Origin of the sequence: Lujinxingia sediminis (assembly GCF_004005565.1) — a bacterium.
In the GTDB taxonomy this organism is placed as follows: Bacteria; Myxococcota_A; Bradymonadia; order Bradymonadales; family Bradymonadaceae; genus Lujinxingia; species Lujinxingia sediminis.
On sequence record NZ_SADD01000012.1, the window covers coordinates 33,215 to 54,418 of the forward strand.

Below are 21,204 nucleotides of genomic sequence, written 5' to 3' on the forward strand. Positions count from 1 at the left end.
CCGGCCCATTCGCGCAGCGGATGAAAGGGGACGATGTGGGGGTTGAAGCGGGCGCTCCGGGACGGTAGAGAGGAATGGGCGCTTGTGTTCAAGGGTTCGTGAACAAAACGGGGTCTGTGGGCCTCGCAAGACGCTCCTGGAGCAACTATGGCGACACGAGAAGAACTACTGGCGCAGGGCTTTGAAGAGGTCTGCGGCCTGGACGAGGTGGGCAAGGTTTTGCCCTCGCGCGTTAAAGTTGGCGAGCGTTCGGTGCTCTTATGCAGGGATGGCGAGCGGGTGCGGGCGGTCGATGAGATTTGCCCGCATAAGTCGCGCTCGATGGCCTACGGGGTGATCTTCGACGGGAAGATCATCTGCCCGCATCATCAGTACGCGTTTGATCTGGAGACGGGGCGCTGCGATCACCGCTCAGCGCCGGTGCACGTCTATGAGGTGGTTATTGAGGATGAGCGAGTGTGGGTGCGCCCTTAAGGGCCCGCGAAGTGAGCGACCATTTATGGAGTGACGCGACCGGTTATTGTCGGAGGCAACCATTCGTCGATTCTGGTTTGCCCTGGACGGTGGTGGCGTCGAAGGTTCATCGGTCAGCGATCCGCAGGGTGCTGTGGATGACCCTCAGATGACCTTTTGTATGGGAGCGAGCGATGTTGGAGACTCGCAAAGCGCAACGTGAAGATCGAGTGAGTTGTCAGGACGAAAACGATCGGCCCAGCAGCCGTATCGGGGGATTTTACCGGATGAGCACCCGAGAGCGGGTGGACTTGCTGGTGGAGCGCGGGGTGATTGACGCGCAGGACGCCGCGCTACTGCGCAGTCACGGCGGGGGGCTCGACGCGCAGATGGCCAACCAGATGGTGGAGAACGCCATCGGGGTGCTGGAGTTGCCGCTGGGATTGGGGCTGAACTTTAAGGTCAACGGTCGGGACTATCTGGTGCCGATGGCGGTGGAAGAGCCGAGTATTATCGCGGCGGTGAGCCACGTGGCCAAGATCGCCCGTGGCAGCAGCGGGTTCGAAGCGCGCTCCGAAGGGAACGTGATGATCGGCCAGGTGCAGGTCGTCGGTTGCCAGGATTGGGATCAGGCGCGCGAGGCCATTGAGGCGCAACGCGACGAGCTGATCGCCTCGGCCAATGCGCTGCAGCCCAATATGGTCGAACGCGGCGGTGGGGTCACCGGACTGGAGGTTCGTCTGATCGATGAGGGCAACTACCAGCGGATGCTGGTGGTGCACCTCTTTATCGACTGCTGTGATGCGATGGGGGCCAACGCCATTAACTCGGTCGCCGAGGGCATGGCACCGCGCATCGAGGAGCTTACCGGCGGGCGTGTTTTTCTACGGATCTTGAGCAATCTGGCGGATCGCCGCAAAGTGCGCGCGACCTGCCGCATTCCCTTCAACGATCTGGCGTGGAAGTCGTTCAGCGGAAAAGAGGTTGCTGAGGGCATCGTGCTGGCCAGTGAGTTTGCCGAGGTCGATCCTTATCGGGCGGCAACCCATAACAAAGGCATCATGAACGGGATCGGCGCGGTATGCATTGCGACCGGCAACGACTGGCGAGCGCTGGAGGCCGGGGCGCATGCGTACTGCGCACGCGATGGACGTTACCGACCGATGGCGATCTGGCGCATTGAGGGCGAGGCCCTTGTGGGGATTCTGGAGATCCCGATTCAGGTCGGCACCGTCGGTGGTCCGATTCGTTTGCACCCGACCGTTCAACTTGCGCATAAGATTCTGCGCATCGAGTCGGCAGCAGAGCTGGCCGAGGTGATGGGGGCTGTGGGACTGGCGCAGAATATGGGGGCGCTCAAGGCGCTGGCGACGGAAGGGATTCAGCGCGGGCATATGTCGCTCCACGCCCGCAGCGTGGCGGCGACCGCCGGCGCAAAACCTGAGGAACTGGACCGTGTGGTCGAGCGTCTGATCGAAGATGGCGAGATCAAAGTGCATCGCGCCCGGGAGATTCTTCTGGCGATGCGTGCCTCCGGGGAGCTGGAAGCGGCCGGCTGAGGCGGGGCTGCTGCATCGCCTGCGTCGGTCAGGGGTACCCCCGGGCAAGCAGGCAACTCGAAGCCTGAATGGAGAGCCGTCCGCGCGAAGCGCGGGCGGCTCTTTTTTTCTGCTGAGCGCGCGATAAAGTGGGGCGCGTTGATGCCATGAACATAACCTGAGCTCGGGAGTGATGGGATGCGTGCGATTTTCGATGAGCTGATTCTTCATGCCAACCGCGACTACTACCGCCAGCAGGCCGAAGCGGTGGGCCTGGAGGAGACGGTGCAGTTCTTTGCGTACACCGGCCCCGAGGTGCAGCTCCACGTGGCGGTTGCCGGACCTGAGAATGGGTCGGTGGTCTTTTTACTGCACGGCTTTCCGGATTCCTGGATGGGGTGGGCGCGGCAGGTGGAGGCCCTGGTTGAAGCGGGCTATCGCGTGATCATGCCGATTCAGCGCGGGTACGATCGCAGCGATAAACCCGAGGCGGTGGAGGATTATCGTCTGGAGGCGCTGGGCGATGATGTGATGGGGATCATGGACGCGCTGAATATCGAGCAGGCGCAACTGGTGGGGCATGACTGGGGCGGCGCGCTGACGTGGTGGCTTGCGGCGCATCGGCCCGATCGTTTCACGTCGGCTACGGTGCTCAACTGCCCGCCGATCAAGGTGCTTGCCAGGGCGCTTTGGTCCAACCCCAACCAGTTTTGGCGGAGCTGGTATGTGATGCTCTTTCAGGTGCCCGGACTGGCCGAGGTGATGCTTTCAGCCCGCGACTACGGGGCGTTGCGAGGCGCAATGGTGGGTGAGGCTCAAAAGGGAGCGTTTCGACGTGAGGAGATTGCGCGCTACATGGAGGCCTGGCGCCAACCGCAGGCATTGCGGGGCATGCTCTCGTGGTATCGGGCAGCGCGATTCAGTCTTCGTGCGCCTGAGCCCGCGCTGATTGAGCTGCCGATCTGCGTGATATGGGGAAGGGCGGATAGCGCGCTGCACACCAGTCTGATCGAGCCCTCGGTGGAGCGGTGCACAGCGGCGCGTGTGCATCGCATTGAGGGCGCGAGCCACTGGGTGCAGCGTGACGCGGCTGATGAGGTGAATGCGATTGTGCTCGCACACCTCGATGCGCATCGCTCGCAAGAGAAAGGTGTGGCCTAACGTGTTGATCTAAAGGGCTTTATTGCTTCTTTGCGATCGACTCGCCGAGCTCAATCAAAGGCCGCCAGTTGCGGCAGTGGTCCAGCTCACAGCTCAGGGCAAACGCGTAGGCTCGTTCCGTGGAGCGGAAGACCAGCGTGCGGATGCCAGCGCGCTCCGAGGTGAACGCGCCTTCTGGGAGCGCACTCTGCGGGGCGTCTGCGACGTTGAGGAATTGCTCACGTAACGCGGCCACGCGCTCTGTGGCTGCGTCGTTGGTCTCGGTGGACCAGACCTGAAGGGCAAGCCCAAAGCCGCCGTCTTCACGCGGGGTGTAGCGCACCGCGTTGTAGTTCGAGGTGACTCGCTGACCTGGTAGCGATGCCTCATCGAGCGGGGTGTTGGGGATAAAGTCCTGGGCGTCGGAGCGGGAGAGAAAGCTGCCCAGAGAGAGGGGAGGCATCGCCGCGATTGTTCCGCGTTTGGTAGAGGTTGCGATGTGCTCCTGAGCTGGCTCCGCGCTCTCGAAATCGAGGGAAACGTCGTTTTGACCGCCTTCACCGGACGCGGCGATCACGTTGGAGCCGGAGTCGGGCTCCGGAACATCTCCGGCTTCATCGGCGCATGCCATCAGAGCGGCAAAGGCGCAGAAAACAAGCAGAAAACGCGAGCGTGCAAGCAAGGTGGAAACGATCATGAGGAGGAGGCCGAGGGGGTCAGGTTGTAGCGATGATGCGCCTCCAGCCGGAGCGCTTCGAGGTCGCGCTGGAGCCTATCGCAAAAGCGCGTCGCAGCAAGAGAAAATTCCCGCAGCCACTCGGCCAGCGGGTCGGTGAAACGCTGGTCAACGCGAGGCAGCAGGGCTCGAAGGCGATCGCGTCGTCCGGCGACATCTTCGGCGGGCATGGCGAGGAGCTCTTCAAAGGCTGCGGCGCTTGCTGCGCGAAGTTGGCCCTGAGCGCGGGCTCGCCACTGGCCGAAGACGCGGTCACGGAGCACGCTTTTGAGCGCGCGCGAAGCGTCAAAGAAGCCGTCGAGGCGTCGGCGAAGCGCGCGGGCCTCATTGAGGTTGAGCGCGCCGAGCATCGGACTGATCTCGGTGGCCAGTGTGACTTCGAGCGCCTCAATGTCATGAAGGACGCGTTGCATGGCGCGGTCGAGGAGGTCGTCGACGCGGTGCGCGAAGAGCTCGACGATGAAGTCGCGGTCCTCCTCGTCGAGGCTCTGGCGGGTGAAGATGCGGCCGCGGGGGCGGAGTGCTTCGCTGATCTCGCGCTCGACACCGATGACGACAAAGTCGAGTTGGTCGATGAGGGCCTCGGCCTCCGAGGCGGCCCGGGGCGCCGGCGCTGGCGATTGCCGATCGAGGTGAGCTTTGAGGCGAGCGAGGGTGGCGAGATGTTCGGCGTAGCCCTGGTCGAGCTGGTCGCGAAGTTCATGAAGATCGCGTAGCCATTGGTCAAGCGCGCTCCGCGCCGCGGAGACCTTGATGCGGGTGGAACGCTGGATCAGACTCAGATCGATCGTTTCGAGCAGGGCGTCAAAGGCCGCTGGCGTAGGCTCATTCGCGCGACGGGCGTTAAGGGCTTCGAGCGCCGAGATAGCGAAGATGCCGATCCCTGTATGACCGACATGCTTTTCGATGTGGGCGAAGATCGCGTCGATGGCGTCCTGACGTTCGTCGGAGGCGCCGAGGCGATCGACCTTATTGAGGACGATGAGTAATCGCTCCTCGGCGCGGGGGATGGCGTCGAGGCGCTCAAATTCGGTGTCGGTGAGGGCCTGGTTGGCGTCGAGGAGCCAGATGATGGCCTCGGCTCGCTCCAGGGCTTGCTCGGCCAGGGCCTCGTGACGCGGGTCCAACGCGTTGAAGCCGGGCGTGTCCCAGAAGTTGATCGAGCGGAGCTGGGGGTGGGGGTAGCTGTAGTCGAGGCGCGCGATGGCTTCGGGCTCCTCGCGCATGTGGTGGCGCGCGCCGGCAAAGTCGACATCGCGCTGGCGGCCGTCTTCGTAGACGATGCGGGCGCCCGCGCGCGGGCCGTATCCCATGATGCAGGCGTGCGCGGTGGTGGGCAGCACTCCCATGGGCACCACTGCCTCCCCCAGCAGCGCGTTCACCAGGGTTGATTTCCCTGCATTGAATTCGCCGACGATCGCCACCGATAGCGGCGCGTTGAGTTCTTCGAGGAGCTCGCGCAACCGGCTGATGAGCGGGCCGGCGTGGGGGTCGGCGCTGTAGAGGTTCACCAGCGCGTCAAGAGCGGCGATGAGCTCGGCGCTGCTCCTGGGATCTTCGGGAGGCTGCCAGTACGACTGCAGGCGGTGCAAGGCGCGTTTGCTGGTCGCCTCCATTCGAGATTGCAGGCGTGAGGTGGGGTGGGCCTCTGCCGCGGCGTTAAGGGTGATGAGCGCTTCGGCGGCGTCGCCCAACTCCAGCGCGACTTCGGCGATCGCGTGCAGGTAGGGGGCTCGCTGATCGGGGGCTAGCATGATGGCTTCGTCGAGAAGATGCCGGGCCCCCAACGCGTCGCCTGCGTGAAGTCGGCATCGTCCCAATCCGTAGAGGAGCTCCGCGCGGCGAAGGGGGGCTGTGTGATGGGGCGCTCCGGAGCGGTGCGGTGCGCTCTGCGAGAGCGCTTTTTCGAAGTACGCACGCGCCTGGTCGAAGTCTTCGACCTCCAGCGCGCTTCGGCCAGCGCCGGCCAGCGCGTTGAGGTGATCGGGGCGCACTGCCAACGCGGCTTTATAGCTCTCGAGAGCGCGTTGATGTTCGCCCACCTGGGCGTAGGTCTGACCGATGAGGCTGTGGATATCGGCGGCGATGGCATCGTCGCAGTCGGGCTCGCATACCGAGAGCGCTCGTAGAAGCAGGGGGTTTGCCCGTGCGGGTTGGTGCATCGCCACGTGTGCGCGCGCGGCCCCCACCAGCGCGTCGAGGTGATCGGGCTGGCGGTCGAGCACATGCTCATAGGCATCGGCGGCGCGGGCGGGGTGGCCCTGCCGAGAGGCGATCTCACCCTGGGTCAGCAGGTGATCGAGGGTGGGATGTTCGGTGGGAAGTTCGTTGAGGATCGCCGCTGCGCGGGTGTCTTCGCCCCGGTTGAGCAGAGCGCTGGCGAGGAGCACGCTGGCCTCGGTGTGCTTCGGGCGCAGGCGTAGCGCGCGCTGAAGTTCGCGCGCGGCCTTATCGGCGCGCCCCTGCACCAGGTAGATCCGCCCGAGCGCAAGGTGAACATCGAATTCAAAAGGGGTCTCATCGCCCAGGGCCAGCGCGCGTTGAAGATGCGCCTGAGCCTCGGCGCTGCGGCCCATGCGCTCCAGAGTCAGCCCCAGGTGAAAGAGGGTGGAGGGCTCCTCGCGAATGCTCAGCGCGTGCTCAAAGGCGCTGAGCGCTTCGTCAAACTCCTCGCGAAAGGCCAGGCAGAGGCCCAGAAGGTGGTGAGTGCGCTCGATATCAGGGCGGCGTCGTAGCGCTTCGTCCAGAAGATGGCGGGCGCGCACATACTCGCCGCGATCCATGGCCTCACGGGCGCGCTCGTGCAGAAGACGCACGTCTTCGGGCAGGAGGACTTCATCGAGGAAGTCGCCGACTCGGGCACCTATCTTATCAAAAATACTCATGATTACTGGACCCCCGCACTTGCGGAATTACCCATTATTTGTTCAGGTGGTGAAGCTGGACACGTTGGCCGGTCTGGCGAGTCTTTACGATCAAAAAAAATGCTCGCGGCAGGCAAAGGTTGAAGCGGGTCGACGATAATAGAGAAACCAGTCGCGGCGCCATGAGGCATTTGCTCCATGGATGGGGAGAGGTGGCAGGGAGGCTGGTGTTTGCATCAGGGGTCAGCGCGCTTGGAGAGCCGGGCGTGCTGGTATATGACAGGCCAACGCGAGGCCCGAAAGGGCTGACGACAGATATCTAAGGAGGCACGTTATGAGCTTGAACAAGGCGATGATCATCGGGAACCTGGGCTCGGATCCTGAGGTTCGTTACACCCAGAGCGGCGCGGCCGTGGCGAACTTCAACATCGCCACCAACGAGACCTGGATGGATAAGTCCGGCGCCAAGCAGGAGCGCACCGAGTGGCACCGTGTGGTGGTCTTTGGCAAGCAGGCCGAGAACTGCGGCAAGTACCTGAGCAAGGGCCGTCAGGTCTATGTGGAGGGGCGGATGCAGACGCGTGACTGGGAGGATCGCGACGGCAACAAGCGCTCCACCACCGAGATCGTCGCTCAGACCGTGCAGTTTTTGAGCAGCGGCAACGCGGCGGGGCGCTCCGATGGACCGTCCTCCTACGGGGATAGCAACCGCGGCGGGTCTTCGGGGGCGGCAGAGTCGAGCTTTGATCAGTCCTTCAACGACGATGATATTCCCTTCTGAGGGGCGGCCCGCCCCTCGGGCCCTGAGGCCTCGGGGGCGGGGCAAGCTACGAGGAGCGGCGGTGACGTTGAAGAGACGCGCCGCCGCTTTTTTCATCGCGCGTCGCCCCGGGTTGAGGTGATGCGATGCAAGACACAGGGTTCGAGGAGCGGCTTTAAACGCCCGTATCTCCGATGGCGAACCGCAGTCTGTGCCACCGAACTTCCACCATCTTCGGAGGTCATGATGGCAAAGGCCATGCAGGAAGAAGCGCAGGTGCGCTCGACGCGTGTGTACCTGGAACTCATTGAACGAGGCATCGCGGAGGGGGAGTGCGGCGATCGTGGCGAATTTTTTGAAGCCATGGCCGCCCTGATGCATGGTGATGTGGATCTGGCCACGGAGCGCTTTCGCCATGCTCAGCGTCATCTTCCGCCTCCCTTTGGGGCCATGGCCAGCTATGGGCTGGCGCGCTGTGAGGTGATGCGCGGGCGAAGTGGCGTGGCCATGCGTGTGTTTAAGAAGCTCGCCACGTGCGATGCCCCGGCTGAAATCCGGCGGCTGGCCTGGTTGGAGGTTGAGGCGCTGGCGATTACGCGCGATGATCGCCTCACTCGCCGCAAGGCGCGCGAGGCGCTGGACCAGCTTGACGGCGAGCTTAAGCCGGTGCCCACGGGCACGACGTAGATTGGGATACGATCTGGATGGAATCCTCCACGCCACAGGACGCACATAACCCGCTGGGGCTGGCGCTCGATTTTATGTTCGGGCGCGGCTACCTGTGGGCGGAGCGTCAGCCGATCAGCGACTGGATCACGCTGGAGTCGCTGCGCATGGAGATCCCGGATCTGAAATTTCCCTTCGACGCGCGCTCCGGCCTGGATCGTTTTCGTCATACGCGGGCCTGGGTGCGGGAGGCGGAGTTTGCGATCTCGGAGGTGGGGCTGGGCGATCTCTTAAGCGAGGCGGCCGCCACGCTGGAGGGGTTTGAAGAGCTTCAGGTGCGTTTTCTTGAAGATGCGGCGCACGTCAGCCTTCGGCTCAAAGCCTTCGGGGCGGATAGCTACCTGAGTTTTCGGGCGGCGTTGATTCCGCCCGAGCCGGCGCGGGCCGATGAAGTGCACCTCTCGCTCTACGACTATCGCGCGTACGGTGCGCTCCCTTATCCGGCTCGCCTGGTTGCGTATGAGCTGATCTCAAGTTTGCTCAACGCGCCGGGGTTACGTGCGCCGGGACGAGGAAAGAGTTTCAGGGTGGGGCTGGCGGGCGATATTGTGATTTTTAGGCCGCTTAAGTTGTTGTTTTTGCATGTATTTCCGGGGGTTGGGTGGAAGTTGCCCAACCTCTCGGGGGTGGTGTTGGAGAGCGCGCGGATTCGACCCGGGGTGTTGACGGTACGGGCGGTCTCGGAGGATGCGCCGGCGGGGTCGCGCGGGAAGGGAGGGCTTGTCGCCAGCGGGGAGGGGGCGCGGGCGTTGGCGTCTTATGAAGCCAAGGAGCTCTTTTCGCACGCCGATCAGGCGCTTTTTGACGGGCAGGTGCGCCAGGCGATCGCGCTATTGGGAAGTTATCGCGATCTTTACGGGCTGCATCCCGAGCTTGTGACCCGTCAGCTCGATTGCCTGGTGGCCGATCCCACGCCGGCGCATCTGGCCGAGGCGGAGTCGCTGCGTCGTGAGCTCGTGCAGGAGGATGATCAGAGTCTGGCGGCGGCGCTGGTGGCACCCTCGCTGGCGATCGCCTCGCAGAAGGACGACGCGCGGGTGATGGAGGCCTATGAGGCCCTATCCGAAGTGCTGCGTCAGCGTCAGGATACGCGCGACTGGGTGCTCTGCGAGCTTGCGATTGCCCGACGTCTGGCACCGGATGAACCGGAGCGCTGCGCCCAGCGCTTGCGGGAGGTGCTGCGCCTGGATCCACGTAATCGGCCCGCGCTGGAACTCTTGAGTCAGGTGTATGAGCGCACCGGCGAGCGCGCCGGTCTGGAGGAGGCGCTCAAGAGGTTGACCGGCGTCTACAGCGATCGTCAGACCCTGAAGGAAACCTACCTGAAGTTGGCGCGGCATCTGATGGATCGGCAGGGGGATCTGGCTGAGTCTCGCATGTATCTGGAGCGGGTGCTGCGATTGGACCCGACCGAACTCGATGCGCTGCATACCCTGGGCGAGAGCTATGTGCTGGGAGGGGAGCCGCTGCGGGCGCTCAAGGCGTTTGGGTCGGCGGCGCGGGCGGCCCAGGCTGACGGTGAGCACGCGCGCGCCAGCCGGCTTTACCAGCGGGTGGGCCAGATCTGGTTCGAGGAGTTGGAAGATGCCAGCCAGGCGCTTTTGAGCATGCGGCGTGCGTTGAGCCTCTCGGCCAGCGCGGATGATACGCTTGAGCGGGAGCGCGCCGAGCAATTGGAGTGGGCCGGTGCGATGTGCGAGGTGCTGGAGCGCGACGATGAGGCCACCGACTACCTCACCGAGCTCCTGCCACTACGCGAGCGGGCGTATGAGTTGTCGCGGGGCACCGAGGATGAGGGCGATCGAGCAGGTGCGTTGCTGGGCACACATCGCCGCCTGGGCGTGATCTATGAGCGTCGGCGGCGTCTGGATGCGGCCGCCAGCCATATGCGGCGGGTGCTCGAACTCGATGCTCAGGATGAGGGGGCGCGGCGTTGGATGATCGAATACCTGCGCCAGGCCGGGCAGCCCGAGGAACTCATTGCGCTCTACCGCCAGCTCATTGCGGAGGCGGGGAGCGCGGAGCAGTCGGTGGCGCTTCGTGAAGAGCTCGCGCAGCTCTACAGCTCACTGGGGCTTGTCGAGGATGCCCAGGAGCAGCTCCGGGCGGCCCTGGCACTTATGCCGGAAGCCTCCGAGCTCCGGGCGACCCTGATCGAGCTGCTCACGCGCCATCGGCGCTACGAGACGCTGCGCGAGGCGCTCGACGAGCTGCTGTCTCAGGCTACCGAGCGCCAGACCCGCTGGGAGTTGGGTGTGGCTCTGGGCCAGGCCTGCGCGATGGCCGAAGCGTGGGACGCGGCGGCCCGGGCGTATTTGCAGGCGGTGCAGCTGATGCCGGCCGAGCGCGCGAGTCTTCAGGGGGCGGCCGAAGCGCTTGAGGCGCTGGTCGATGCCGAGGGCAGCGACGCGCCGGCGCCGATGGGATCGCAGAAGGTTGGGCGGTTGCTGGAGAATGTGCTTATTCGTCTGGCCGAGATTGAGACCGCCGACGGGGTGCGACGCGAGATCTTGTTGCGCATCGCGATGTTGGCCGAGGAGCGCGGCGATCGCGCCGCGGCGGCCGAGGCCCGGGAGCGGGCACGCGCGCTTGTCATCGATGACGAACATGGTGCGGCCTCCGAGGGCGTTGACCGTCGCCTCGATGCGATGCTCGACAGCCTCAACGGACTGACGCGTGATCAGGTCTCTGAGGCTGGCGAGTTCGAGACACCCGATACCACGGCCGAAGCGCCGGGGGCTGCTGCACCGACGCCTGAGTCGGCGGCCCGCGGCGAGGAAGAGGTGGGGCGTTTTCGCCGGCGTTTTGAGTCGATGCTCAAACGTCCGGCGAAGCTCCCGAGGGCCGATCAGGTCGACGATGGAAGTGCGCTGGGTAAGGTGCTCAGGGGCGTGCGTCATGACGCCACCGACGAAGGGGAACCCCCCGGGGGGATCGTGCCGCCTCCCGCACAGAAGACGCCCGACGAAGCGCCGGCGTCGGGCGCCGCCCGGGGGGGAGAGCCCTTCGTGCCTGAGCGTGCCTCCGAGAGCTCCCTATCCGATGATTTTCGGAAGACCTCACCCAATCTGGCCCCGACGACCTCGCCCCATGTGCATCCGGCCCAGCTCGCGCTCAATGAGCTGGAGGAGGCTCGCCTCAGCGATGATCCTTCCCGGATTGCCGGAGCGCTGGAGATTGTTCTGGAGCTGACTCAGGCCGATGGTGGTGAGCTGCTCGGGAGTGCGCGCCGACTGGGGTTGCAGCGGGAGCTCGGCGAGTTGCTCTATTATGAACTTGAGGACCCGGTGGGGGCGCGCCGCCATCTGGAGGCGGTGCGCGATGCCGACCCGGAAGGGCTGGGCAAATCGGTGGGGGTGGTCAACGCGCTGGAGGCCATCTACGAGGAAGAGGGCGATGTGGGCGCGCGTCTGCGCCTGCTTGAGGCGCGCCTGGAGCAGGCCGAATCGAGCGAGATGGCCACGACCTACCGGCTGCTTATCGCCCAGCTGATCTGGGATGAGCGCGCCGATGCTGAGGCTGCCAGCGTCTGGTTGCACCAGGTCCTGGAGAGCGATCCGCGCCATGAGGCCGCGCATCGCCTCCTGGCGGATATGGCGCTCGACGCACAATCCTGGGCCCAGGCCGCGCGCCACCTGGAGGTCGTCGTGCAGGTCGCCGGCGGGGGCATCGATGCGGTGGAGACCGAGCGGGAGCTCGCCGAACTTCTTCTGCATAAGCTCGACAACCCGAAAGATGCCCGCACCCATTATGAACGGGTGCTAAAAGCGGCACCGGGAGATGCGATGGCGCTGGAGGGCGTCAAATCCTGTCAGGCCGCTCTGGACGACTGGAAGGGCTATGTGGAGAGCCTGGCGCGCGAGCTGGGGCTCTTGCTTGGAAAGCCTCAAGGGTTGAGCATCAAGGAGATGATGCTTCTAAAAGCCGACGAGGTGGCTGTGGCGTTGCGCGTGCCTGCCAGCCAGATCGTGGCCGACGCAGCACATATCGTCGAGACGCATATCGAGCGTCCAGAGGCCGCGCGCCGCCTCTGGGGGCTGGCGTTCGGGTTATGGCCCGAACACGTGGAGGCGTTGGAGCGGCGCATCGCGCTCAACCGCGCCGCAGAAAAGTGGGCCGATCTGGCTGCGGACCTCGAGGCATACGCGGTGATGTTGCTCGACGCCGGGCAACGCTTCGACGCGCTGGTGCAAGCCGCCGAGTTGCATCTTCAACACCTTCAGGATGATGCGACCGCTCGGGCGCTCTATGCCGAGGCGGTCGCCCTGGTGGAAGGGCGCGAACCTGCCCCGGAGAACCTCGATGAGGTTCGGCGCGCGCTCAAAGCACTGCAGGCCGGCAGCGACGATGTGTAGATCTGGGCCGACTCGTGGTAGCGTGGCCTTTTCGATTCGATGTGTGTCAATGTGGGAGGTTCGCGCATGAACAAGCGCTGGGTTGGGTGGATGCTGTTGGTGGGGGCAATGGGCGCTGCGGTGCCGGTCGGGGCGCAGGAGGTCGGGGAGTTGCCCGAGCTTCAGGTGCAGCGCTTTCGTCCTGCGCCGGGTGTGGGCGATTACTTGAGCGTGTTCGGCAGTGCGGTCGCTCCCCATTTGCAGTGGCAGGTGGGCGGGTTCTTTAACTACGCCGACGACCCGGTGCAGATCGCCGCGATCGATGCACCTGAGAAGCGCACTCTGGCATACCAGACTCAGCTCGATGTGATGGGCAGCGTGGGGTTGTGGGACCGGGCTGAGGTCGGGTTGGTGCTTCCCTGGACGGTGTTGCAACGCAGTGAAGAGTTGCAGCCGCTGCTGCCGCCCGGGGCATCGAGCACCGATAGCCTCACGCGCAGCGCGCTCAATGACTGGCGACTGACGGCGAAGTACCAGGTGTTGGGGCTTGATTCGTCGAAGGTGGGGCTTGCGATCATCGGCGGACTCTCCATCCCGGTGGGTAATGAAGAGGCGTTGGCCGGCGATGGTGGCGTGGGCGCTGAAGCCCTGGTTGCGGCGGATTATGTGGTCTTCGACGGCATCCGCCTGGGTGCCAACCTGGGATTTCGCTATCGCCCCGGCCAGCGCATCATCCGCCAGAATGTGATCGGCAACGAGATATTATGGGGGCTCGCCGCGCACGCGCCTTTTTTGACGGAGCGGCTGGATATTCTCGCAGAGATCAGCGGTGCGGTCGGCGTGGCCAGCAAAGAGGAGCCTTTGCGTGGCATCGCTCCGGGGGAGGTGCCAGCTGAGATTATGGGGGCGCTTCGCTACCGCGTCGCCGAGGGTTGGACGGCCACCGGCGGTCTGGGCGCAGGGCTCAGTGACGGGATCGGATCGCCGGACTGGCGTGTCTTCTTCGGCATTGGCGGGCAGTGGGTCACCGGCGGTTGGTGGCAGGTCGACTACGCGAGCCCCAGCTTCCGCGCGGAGATTGACCCCTGTGATCCGCACTATCTCGATCAGCGCGGTCGCCGCTTGAGGCTGGAGCGTGAAGACTGCCCCGACCTGGAGCCGGAGCCGGACCTTGAGGAACAGACGGCGTTGCTCGATGCGCCTGTGGAGGAGCGACGTCGCCCGGTGCCGCCACCTGCGCCTGCGCCCGAACCGCCGCGTATCAATCCGGAGCGGGCGATGGTGCGTCAGGGGGCGATCATCATCACGGAGCAGGTCAACTTCGAGACGGGCAGTGCCAACATCGCGCAGGAGAGTTTTGGCATTCTCAATGATGTGGCCGATTTGATGGTGCGCATCCCGGCCATTGAGCTGGTGCGGGTGGAGGGCCACACCGACAGTGTGGGGCGCGCGGATCGCAACCTGGCGTTGAGTCAGGATCGCGCCGACTCGGTCAAGGCTTACCTGGTGGAGCGCGGTGTGGCTGCCGAGAGGCTGGAGTCGGTGGGCTACGGCCAGTCGCGACCGGTGGCTGATAACGGCACAGCCGAAGGGCGAGCGCTGAACCGACGCGTGGAGTTCAATATCCTGGAGATGGGAGACGAATGACCCTCGGTGGCTGGGAGCGTAAGGAGTGTCAGCGCCGCGGGTGGGGGCTCATGGGGCTGTTGAGTGCGGTGGCCCTGGCGCTGATGATGCCGGCGTGTACTACCGAGCAGACCCGCGTGGAGCTCAGTGAGGTGGGGGTGCCACCGGGGGGAGCGGTGGCTGCGGTGGTGCACGTCGGGGAGGGCGATGATGCGATGATCGCTGCGGTGGGGGATGATGCACTCTTTGTTCGTGGTCTGGACGATGCGGCATGGAGCAGCTTTGAGGGGCGTTGGCCCCGGCGCCTTAACAACGCGGGGCTCGACCTCTTCGACGGGGTCTGGGCCGGGATGCGGCGTGGCCAGTATCAGGCTGCTGACTACGTCGCGTCATCCGGGGGGCTGTTGTGGCTGGTGGCGGTGCCGGCGGCCAACCAACCCACCCGCTTGCTCTACAGCCGAGACCTGGGACGAAGCTGGCTTCATGCGCCGCTGCCGGGGCCTCTCAGTGAGACAGTTCGAGTCACACGCGCCGACACAGCGCCTCGTTTACGCCTGCTCTCTCCCGATGATGGTCAGGTCTACCTGACGGATGGACGCGGGCTGTGGCTCTGGTCACCGGAGTCTGAGAGCGAGGTCAGCGCTCGGGGCTGGCAACGCATCAGCCTGGGCGGTGTTGATTTTGAAGGCGAAGACGGTCGAGAGGAGTTGCTGCCCGCCACGCTTCGTCATTATCTGCCGGCCACCGCCGATCGTCCCTACGAGTTGCTGACGGTGTTGCGTGACCGTTTGTTGATTTACAGGCGCGAAGCAGATGCCGATGCCTGGATGCTCACCGGCAGCGTGGCGGCGATCGACCGGGCGCTGGTGAGCAGTCCCGATCAGCAGGAGGTTTATCTGCTGGACCGCGCCCGGCTCTACCGTAACAGCAGCGTCGGGGAGTTGTGGGAGCCGGTCGAGGTGGTGCGGCATTCGCTGGAGCCTCAGGGCAATAGCGCCATGCTTCTGCGTGCCGACGACGATGCCGCGGCGGGCTACGTGCTTTTGATCGCCGGTGATCGTGGCACCATCTGGCGCAGTGAAGACGCCGGCGCGACCTGGGAGGAGACCCGGGAGCGCGACCCGGATGGCCGTGGCATCACTCACCTGAGCGCGGGCACCGGGGATGATGTTGTGTGGGCGGCCACCCGGGGGCAGGGGGTGCTACGCAGCGACGATGGGGGCAAGAACTGGAAGTCGCTCAATGAGGGGCTCAATGGCGCGCGAACGTATGCGGTGGGCTTTGACGCGCGAGGCCAGATGCTGGTGGGGTCCGATGCGGGGCTTTTTCGCCGGCTGGCAGGTGCGGGGGAGGAGCGCTGGCAGCAGGTTCACGATCGGGCGACCAGCGCGGTGATGGTTAATCCGCGCAGCGATCAGCTCATCAGCGGTACACTTGGCGGAAGCGTTCTGGTTCACGATCTCAACGGGCAGGTACGCAGCTCCGAGGCCGCGCCCCTGGGGCGCGCCGACGATGTGATCTTTCGGCCGGTGCACCTCGATGGGGTGGAGCTTCCGGCGGCGGCGATTGTGGCGATAACCGCACGTCCGGGGGGGCAGCAACTTCACGCGTGGTCGCATCAGCAGGGCCCGCTGCTCTCCAACGACGGCGGTGAGTCCTGGCGTCGGGTGAGACTGGGCGAGGCGTTCCGAAGCGCGCTGGAGGGTTCGGTGGTCAGCGCCGTGGTGCTTGATCGCGATGGTCGAACCTACATGGTCTCGCGTCCGCTCAATCCCAATCGGCCCACCCAGCTCTGGCGCTCGGGGGATGGGGGTGAAACCTGGCAGTCTCTTTATTCGTTTATGGAGAATGACGCAGAGTCACCGCTGAGGCTTGCGCAGCTTCCCTGGAGGGAGACGACGACCCTGGTGATGGTTCACGGCGGTCGCGTGGCGTTGAGTCGCGATCAGGCTCAGAGTTGGGTGACGGTCAGCGGCCCCTGGTCCGGTGGCGAAATCACCGGCGTGGGTTTTGATGGGGAGGAAATGCTGCTTATCAGCGATCTTCCGCATGTCAGTGAGCTGATTCGGGTGCGGAGGCCCGAGGAGCCCGGCGCCGCCATTGTGAGACATCCATTGATCTGGCCGGGCAGTTCCGGCCTGCGGGCTGATCGCGCGCTGGATCTTCAGGTGCGGCAGCGAGCGATGGCCTTCAATGAGGCCGGGCGTGTGTTTGCTGGCGAGGTCCCACGACGCCGCACCAGCCTGCCGGAGAGCATGGGGGTGCTGGTGACGGTGACCCTGGTGATCATTCTGACGTCGTTGAGTTTTGCGTTTTTGAAGACGCGGCGTTACCGCTGAACGAGCTCAGCGGGCCCAGCCCACCATCACACCCAGATCCTGGGCGACGTCGATCGAGGTGGCGCGCTCCCCGGTGCTCAGAGGCAGGTAGGTCAAGAAGCGCTGGTAGGTGTAGCCAAGCTCTACAAAGAGACCATCGGGAGAGGGACGCCAGCCAGCGCTGAGGTGCGCACGGGCACCAAATGCGTTGTTGTCCGGGAAGGCGGAGGACTGGTTGTAGGCGACCACGGGCAGGGCGGTGAGCTCGACGCTGGCGAAGATCGACTCGCCAAAAGGGCGGCGCAGGGCAATGTGCACCGGCACATGCAGGTATTGCTGGCCGGTATAATCGGCGTTGGGAGTGACGATGGTGGCGTCGACGCCGAAGCCGGAGCCCAGGGTGAGCTCCATGCTTCCCATGGGGCGGGTGAGTCCGAGGATGCCCTGGGCGGTGTAGCGCTGGCTGACGAGGCCTTCGGGGGCGTCGAAGGAGTTGCCGGCGGAGGTGCCGCGGAAGAAGCTCCCCTGGAGCCGAAGCTCCAGGGTGGCGGGCAGGCTCTCCGGTTGGAAGAGAACCTGGCGAAGATCGAGCGAAGCGCCGGGCCAGGCGCCGACGCGGTGGTCGAGGCCGGGCACGCTCAGAGCCATGGCGCGCTGGCCTACGGCCAGCCCCACCCCCACCGAGGTTTCCTGCACCTCCGGCGGCCCGGCTAACGCCTGAGCGCTGAGCATCACCACGCCCCACCCACACGCAAGCCCCACCACCGCGCTACGCCCGCGCTTCGCCCCCGATCCGATCATTGGTAGTTGGCTCCGCCATTGATCCAGTCGGTGATCAGCGTGATCTGCTCACCGGTCAGCGGAGGAAGCGGCGGCGAGGGCATGATGACGTCGATGTCCTCGCTGGTGACCGCCGTGTGAAGGTAGCTGGCCTCGGCGTCACCCGGTACGATCAACAGATCGCCGTTGGCCGTCTCATACTCGGCAAACACCTCGGCGATGCGCGCGTAGCTCAGGTTGGATTCGCTGGCGCCGAAGAGCAGGTCGGTGTCGCCCGGGCTCGACCCGTGACAGGTGGCCACGGCGCAGGTCGTGCGCACGATCTCGGCGATCTCTACAAATTGCGGGTCGAAATCATCGGCCGGATCGACATCGGGCTCGGTGTCTTCCTCGACATCGGGCTCGTCGCCGGAGTCGTTGCCCGTGTCGTTTTCGATGCCGGTGTCATTCTCATCGTCGACCGGATCGGGCAGGCACCCGCTGAGGGCAAGCGAGGAGAGGGCGATCAGAAGCAGCGAGAGGGTGCGCGCGGGCACCGGGGTGCGGAGATGCGTTGCGATCATGCCTTTGGCTCCGATGTTTTGGCTGCAAGAGCGTCGCTAAACGGGTTCGCTTTTGCGCCGTAAGCTGGCTGGATGCCGTGTCTGCTGCATGGAGCGAACCTCGGAATCAACGTCTGCTCACGGCGCAGTAATGGTGCAACCCGCTTACGATACTTCAAGCCCGAGATCGGCGCGAGGCATCTTTCTCAGGCATCGTCCGCGGGAGAGGCAGAAGGTGCCTCGGGGCTCTCCGTCGCCCCCTTGCGACGGGCCTCCATGGCCTTTCGGCGTTTGAGGCGCTTGCGTCGCTCCTGCGCCTCAAGTTCGGCGGAGCGTCGCCCGAGAAAGAAGCCCGCCAGCATACCGACGGCGATCATCACCGGGATGTAGAAAATGTGCGCGGTGGTCATCGTTCCCAGTGCTCCAGCTCTTCGCCAAAATCTCCCTGGACGATAGCCTCACCCAGGCGATCTTTGAGCTCATCGAGGTTGATGGCAGCCGCCGCCGAGATGGCGATGAAAGGAAGCCCGAGCTCGTCCTCAAAGTGGGCCCGAAGCTCCTCTTCGCGATCGGCCACGTAGGGAAGATCGATCTTGTTGAGCACCACCATCTGCGGGCGCTCCAGGAGCTCCGGGTTGAACTTCTTGAGCTCGTCGACAATCACCTCGTAATCGCCGATCGGATCGCGCCCATCGGGCTGATCTTCAAGCTGGGGGGTGACCTCAAGGACGTGCACCAGGAGGTTGGTGCGCTCAACATGGCGCAGAAACTGGATGCCCAGCCCCTGTCCACTGTGCGCGCCCTCGATCAGACCGGGGATGTCGGCGACGACAAACTCTCGGAGGTTCTTCCACTTCACCACACCCAGGTTGGGGACGATGGTGGTGAAGGGGTAGTCGGCGATCTTGGGCCGGGCCGAGGAGATCACCGAGATGATCGTGGACTTGCCCACCGAGGGAAAGCCCACAAGCCCGATATCGGCAATGAGCTTGAGCTCCAGGCGCAGCAGACGCTCCTCGCCGGCAAAGCCCGGGGTGTGGCGACGCGGAGCGCGGTTGGTGCTGGTGGCAAAGCGGGCGTTGCCCTGGCCACCATCACCACCTTTGGCCACCACAAACTCCTCGCCGTCTTCCATCAGGTCGGCCAAAAGCTCGCCGGTCTTGACGTCGTGGATGAGCGTACCGACGGGGACTTCGATAAACGCGTCCTCGCCATTGCGGCCGGTCTTGTTATCCCCGCCGCCGGGGCGGCCGTCTTCAGCGCGCACGGTGCGGCGGTGGCGGTAGTCGGCCAGGGTGTTGGCGTTATGCGTGGCGCGCACGATCACCGAGCCCCCGCGGCCTCCGTCGCCGCCTGCCGGTCCGCCGCGCGGTACAAACTTTTCGCGGCGAAACGCCAGGGCGCCGTCGCCCCCGCGTCCGGCACGGACTTCAACCTTTGCTTCATCGACGAACATGCGTCTTCCGGTGCAAGAGTGCAAAAACCAAAACGCCCCCGGCATCCCGGCGATGCCAGGCGGTCGGGGGCGCTTCAAAGAGCTTCCGAGATGGAACCGGCCTTATTCGGCGGCGGCTTCATCGATCGGGTAGACCGAGACGAACTTGCGCTTGCCGGCGCGGGTCTCGAACTTCACCACGCCGTCGGCGGTGGCGAAGAGGGTGTAGTCGCGGCCCAGTGCGACGTTGCGCCCCGGGTGGAACTTCGTGCCGAGCTGGCGCACGATGATGTTGCCGGCGATCACCTGCTCACCACCGAACTTCTTAACGCCGCGCCGTTGCGCGTTGGAGTCGCGACCGTTACGCGAACTACCTTGACCTTTTTTATGAGCCATGACGAACTCCTTTTAAGCCTTGAAGGGCCGGGGGGTTAGGGGCGCCTTAAGAGGCTGCCTCAGCCGGCGTTGACTTCTTTGATCTTGATGCGAGTGAAAGGCTGACGATGCCCGCGCTTGACGCGGTAGCCCTTGCGACGCTTCTTCTTGAAAATGATGACTTTGCGGGCGCGGCCTTCGCCGACGACCACCGAAGCCACCACCGAGGCGCCTTCAACCAGGGGGGCACCGATGGTGATATCGTCGCCTTCGCCCACGGCCAGAACTTCGTCAAAGGTGATCGTGCCGCCCTTTTCGGCGTCGGCGATCTTTTCGATGTTGAACTCGTCGCCCGGCTTGACGCGGTACTGCTTACCGCCCGTACGGATCACAGCGTGCATGATTCGCTCCTGCATGGTGTATTTTTTTCAGTGGAGGCCCGCTGAAGTCCACTCATGAACATTCATGCGCGATAGACGGGCGGCTCCTGATGGCATTCTCTTCGTCGATACAGCGTGGAGCGCCTGGTGAAGCGATAAGGTGGTTCAGGCGCACCGGTGTGCGGGCCCATCAAAAAATGGGTACGCAGAGGGACTGCAAGGCATACACATGCGCACAGGGGGAGTCAAGTGCACACCACGATCCGTCTGGAAAAGTCGCAGCCGCGATCGCGTGTGCGCGGGTTTGGCAGCCGCCGCCGTGCTGGTTTATGTTGCCTCGGATGGGCGCGGCCGTCGGGGCTGCGCCTGAGCACACTCTTAAGCAGCACGCGATCGCTTAAGCGGTCGAACAAGGAAGTCTATGGCAGTAGCGCAAAAACGAGTCGACTTTGCATATTCCGATCCGCTGGATGTGGGGCGTCTGTTGGAGATGGAGGAGGAGCTCACGATGAGCTCCGCCGAGGTGGTGGCGTTGCTCAAGGAGCATATCTCCGAGCGTCGCCGCGATCGCATCGACGAGGTGGTGGCCTCACGCTGCAAGTCGATCGTGCCGGTGCTCGACGGGATCTTTGATACCGGCAACATCGCCGCGGTGCTGCGCACCGCCGAGGGTTTGGGGGCGATGAGCGCGCATATGATCGATACCCAGCCTGTTAAAAAGGTCTCCGCGCGGGTGACCCAGGGGGCCGATAAATGGGTGGATATGACAACCTGGACCGATCCGGCTGCGTGTGTGGGCGCGCTTCAGGAGCAGGGCTATCAGGTGGTGGCCACCCATCTGGAGGCGGCGGTGCCGCTGGAGACGATCGACTTTACGCGGCCCACGGCGATCGTGCTTGGAAACGAGCGTGACGGGGTCTGCGAGGAGGTCGCCCGGGCGGCCGATTACCGCTGCATCATTCCGATGCGTGGCTTTGTTCAGAGCTTTAACATCTCGGTGGCCGGGGCGCTGTCGATGTATGAGGCGGCGCGCCAGCGTCAGGAGAAGTTGGGGAAGGTGGGGGACTTAAGCGAGCAGGAGCAGCAGATTCTCAAGGCTGTGTATTACCTGCGGGCGGTCAATCAGGGGGATCGCCTGGTGACGCGTCTGCTGGCGGCCGGCGCGTGAGCTTTGCGGTGTCGATCGCGTAAGTGAAG

The 21,204-nt window shown here is 64.6% G+C and carries 17 protein-coding genes; 9 read left to right on the top strand and 8 right to left on the bottom strand.

Annotated elements, in window-relative coordinates; genetic code table 11:
• The first annotated feature begins 147 nt into the window (after positions 1 to 147).
• From EA187_RS16045 to EA187_RS16055, 3 genes are all read left to right on the top strand, one after another.
• Entirely contained in the window at positions 148 to 474 is a 327-nt protein-coding gene (locus EA187_RS16045; protein WP_115607963.1) for a Rieske (2Fe-2S) protein, read from the top strand.
• Positions 475 to 647: 173 nt separating this feature from the next.
• On the top strand, positions 648 to 2,012 hold the full coding sequence (locus EA187_RS16050; RefSeq protein ID WP_115607965.1) for a hydroxymethylglutaryl-CoA reductase, degradative: 1,365 nt from the start codon (positions 648 to 650) through the stop codon (positions 2,010 to 2,012).
• A gap of 177 nt (positions 2,013 to 2,189) precedes the next feature.
• A complete protein-coding gene (locus EA187_RS16055) occupies positions 2,190 to 3,152 on the top strand; it encodes an alpha/beta fold hydrolase (protein WP_115607967.1) in 963 nt (320 codons plus the stop codon).
• 19 nt (positions 3,153 to 3,171) lie between these two features.
• Here EA187_RS16055 and EA187_RS16060 read toward each other — a convergent pair whose 3' ends face one another.
• On the bottom strand, positions 3,172 to 3,828 hold the full coding sequence (locus EA187_RS16060; RefSeq protein WP_115607968.1) for a hypothetical protein: 657 nt from the start codon (positions 3,826 to 3,828) through the stop codon (positions 3,172 to 3,174).
• Positions 3,825 to 6,752 (bottom strand): tetratricopeptide repeat protein, encoded by a 2,928-nt coding sequence (locus EA187_RS16065; RefSeq protein ID WP_127780923.1) that lies wholly within the window; start codon positions 6,750 to 6,752, stop codon positions 3,825 to 3,827. The genes EA187_RS16060 and EA187_RS16065 overlap by 4 nt, the downstream gene beginning before the upstream one ends.
• 313 nt (positions 6,753 to 7,065) lie before the next feature.
• On the opposite strand from EA187_RS16065, the gene EA187_RS16070 reads away from it, so the two are divergent.
• The 5 genes from EA187_RS16070 (at position 7,066) to EA187_RS16090 (ending at position 16,516) form a co-directional block, all read left to right on the top strand.
• A complete protein-coding gene (locus EA187_RS16070) occupies positions 7,066 to 7,512 on the top strand; it encodes a single-stranded DNA-binding protein (RefSeq protein ID WP_115607972.1) in 447 nt (148 codons plus the stop codon).
• 225 nt (positions 7,513 to 7,737) lie between these two features.
• Positions 7,738 to 8,178 (top strand): hypothetical protein, encoded by a 441-nt coding sequence (locus EA187_RS16075; RefSeq protein ID WP_115607974.1) that lies wholly within the window; start codon positions 7,738 to 7,740, stop codon positions 8,176 to 8,178.
• Between the two features lie 17 nt (positions 8,179 to 8,195).
• Positions 8,196 to 12,572 (top strand): hypothetical protein, encoded by a 4,377-nt coding sequence (locus EA187_RS16080; protein ID WP_127780924.1) that lies wholly within the window; start codon positions 8,196 to 8,198, stop codon positions 12,570 to 12,572.
• A gap of 66 nt (positions 12,573 to 12,638) precedes the next feature.
• Positions 12,639 to 14,198 (top strand): OmpA family protein, encoded by a 1,560-nt coding sequence (locus EA187_RS16085; RefSeq protein ID WP_127780925.1) that lies wholly within the window; start codon positions 12,639 to 12,641, stop codon positions 14,196 to 14,198.
• Positions 14,195 to 16,516, top strand: coding sequence for a sialidase family protein (locus tag EA187_RS16090; protein WP_127780926.1), 2,322 nt, complete (start codon positions 14,195 to 14,197; stop codon positions 16,514 to 16,516). The genes EA187_RS16085 and EA187_RS16090 overlap by 4 nt, the downstream gene beginning before the upstream one ends.
• A gap of 6 nt (positions 16,517 to 16,522) precedes the next feature.
• Here the strand turns inward: EA187_RS16090 and EA187_RS16095 are convergent, their stop codons facing one another.
• From EA187_RS16095 to rplU, 6 genes are all read right to left on the bottom strand, one after another.
• Positions 16,523 to 17,296, bottom strand: a complete 774-nt coding sequence (locus EA187_RS16095) for a hypothetical protein (protein WP_127780927.1) — start codon at positions 17,294 to 17,296, stop codon at positions 16,523 to 16,525.
• Positions 17,293 to 17,838 carry a c-type cytochrome domain-containing protein gene (locus EA187_RS16100; RefSeq protein ID WP_127780928.1) on the bottom strand — a complete coding sequence of 182 codons (546 nt, stop codon included), beginning with the start codon at positions 17,836 to 17,838 and terminating at the stop codon, positions 17,293 to 17,295. The genes EA187_RS16095 and EA187_RS16100 overlap by 4 nt, the downstream gene beginning before the upstream one ends.
• A 185-nt stretch (positions 17,839 to 18,023) precedes the next feature.
• Positions 18,024 to 18,227 (bottom strand): hypothetical protein, encoded by a 204-nt coding sequence (locus EA187_RS16105; RefSeq protein WP_115607984.1) that lies wholly within the window; start codon positions 18,225 to 18,227, stop codon positions 18,024 to 18,026.
• Entirely contained in the window at positions 18,224 to 19,273 is a 1,050-nt protein-coding gene (obgE, locus tag EA187_RS16110; protein WP_115607986.1) for a GTPase ObgE, read from the bottom strand. The genes EA187_RS16105 and obgE overlap by 4 nt, the downstream gene beginning before the upstream one ends.
• A 102-nt stretch (positions 19,274 to 19,375) precedes the next feature.
• Positions 19,376 to 19,648: a 50S ribosomal protein L27 gene (gene rpmA, locus EA187_RS16115; RefSeq protein WP_115607987.1), complete on the bottom strand. Its 273-nt coding sequence runs from the start codon at positions 19,646 to 19,648 to the stop codon at positions 19,376 to 19,378.
• 59 nt (positions 19,649 to 19,707) lie between these two features.
• Positions 19,708 to 20,028 carry a 50S ribosomal protein L21 gene (gene rplU, locus EA187_RS16120; RefSeq protein WP_115607989.1) on the bottom strand — a complete coding sequence of 107 codons (321 nt, stop codon included), beginning with the start codon at positions 20,026 to 20,028 and terminating at the stop codon, positions 19,708 to 19,710.
• A 400-nt stretch (positions 20,029 to 20,428) separates the two neighbouring features.
• Between rplU and EA187_RS16125 the strand changes: the two genes are divergently transcribed.
• Complete coding sequence (locus EA187_RS16125; protein WP_115607990.1) at positions 20,429 to 21,175, top strand: TrmH family RNA methyltransferase; 747 nt, start codon at positions 20,429 to 20,431, stop codon at positions 21,173 to 21,175.
• Positions 21,176 to 21,204 lie beyond the last annotated feature (29 nt).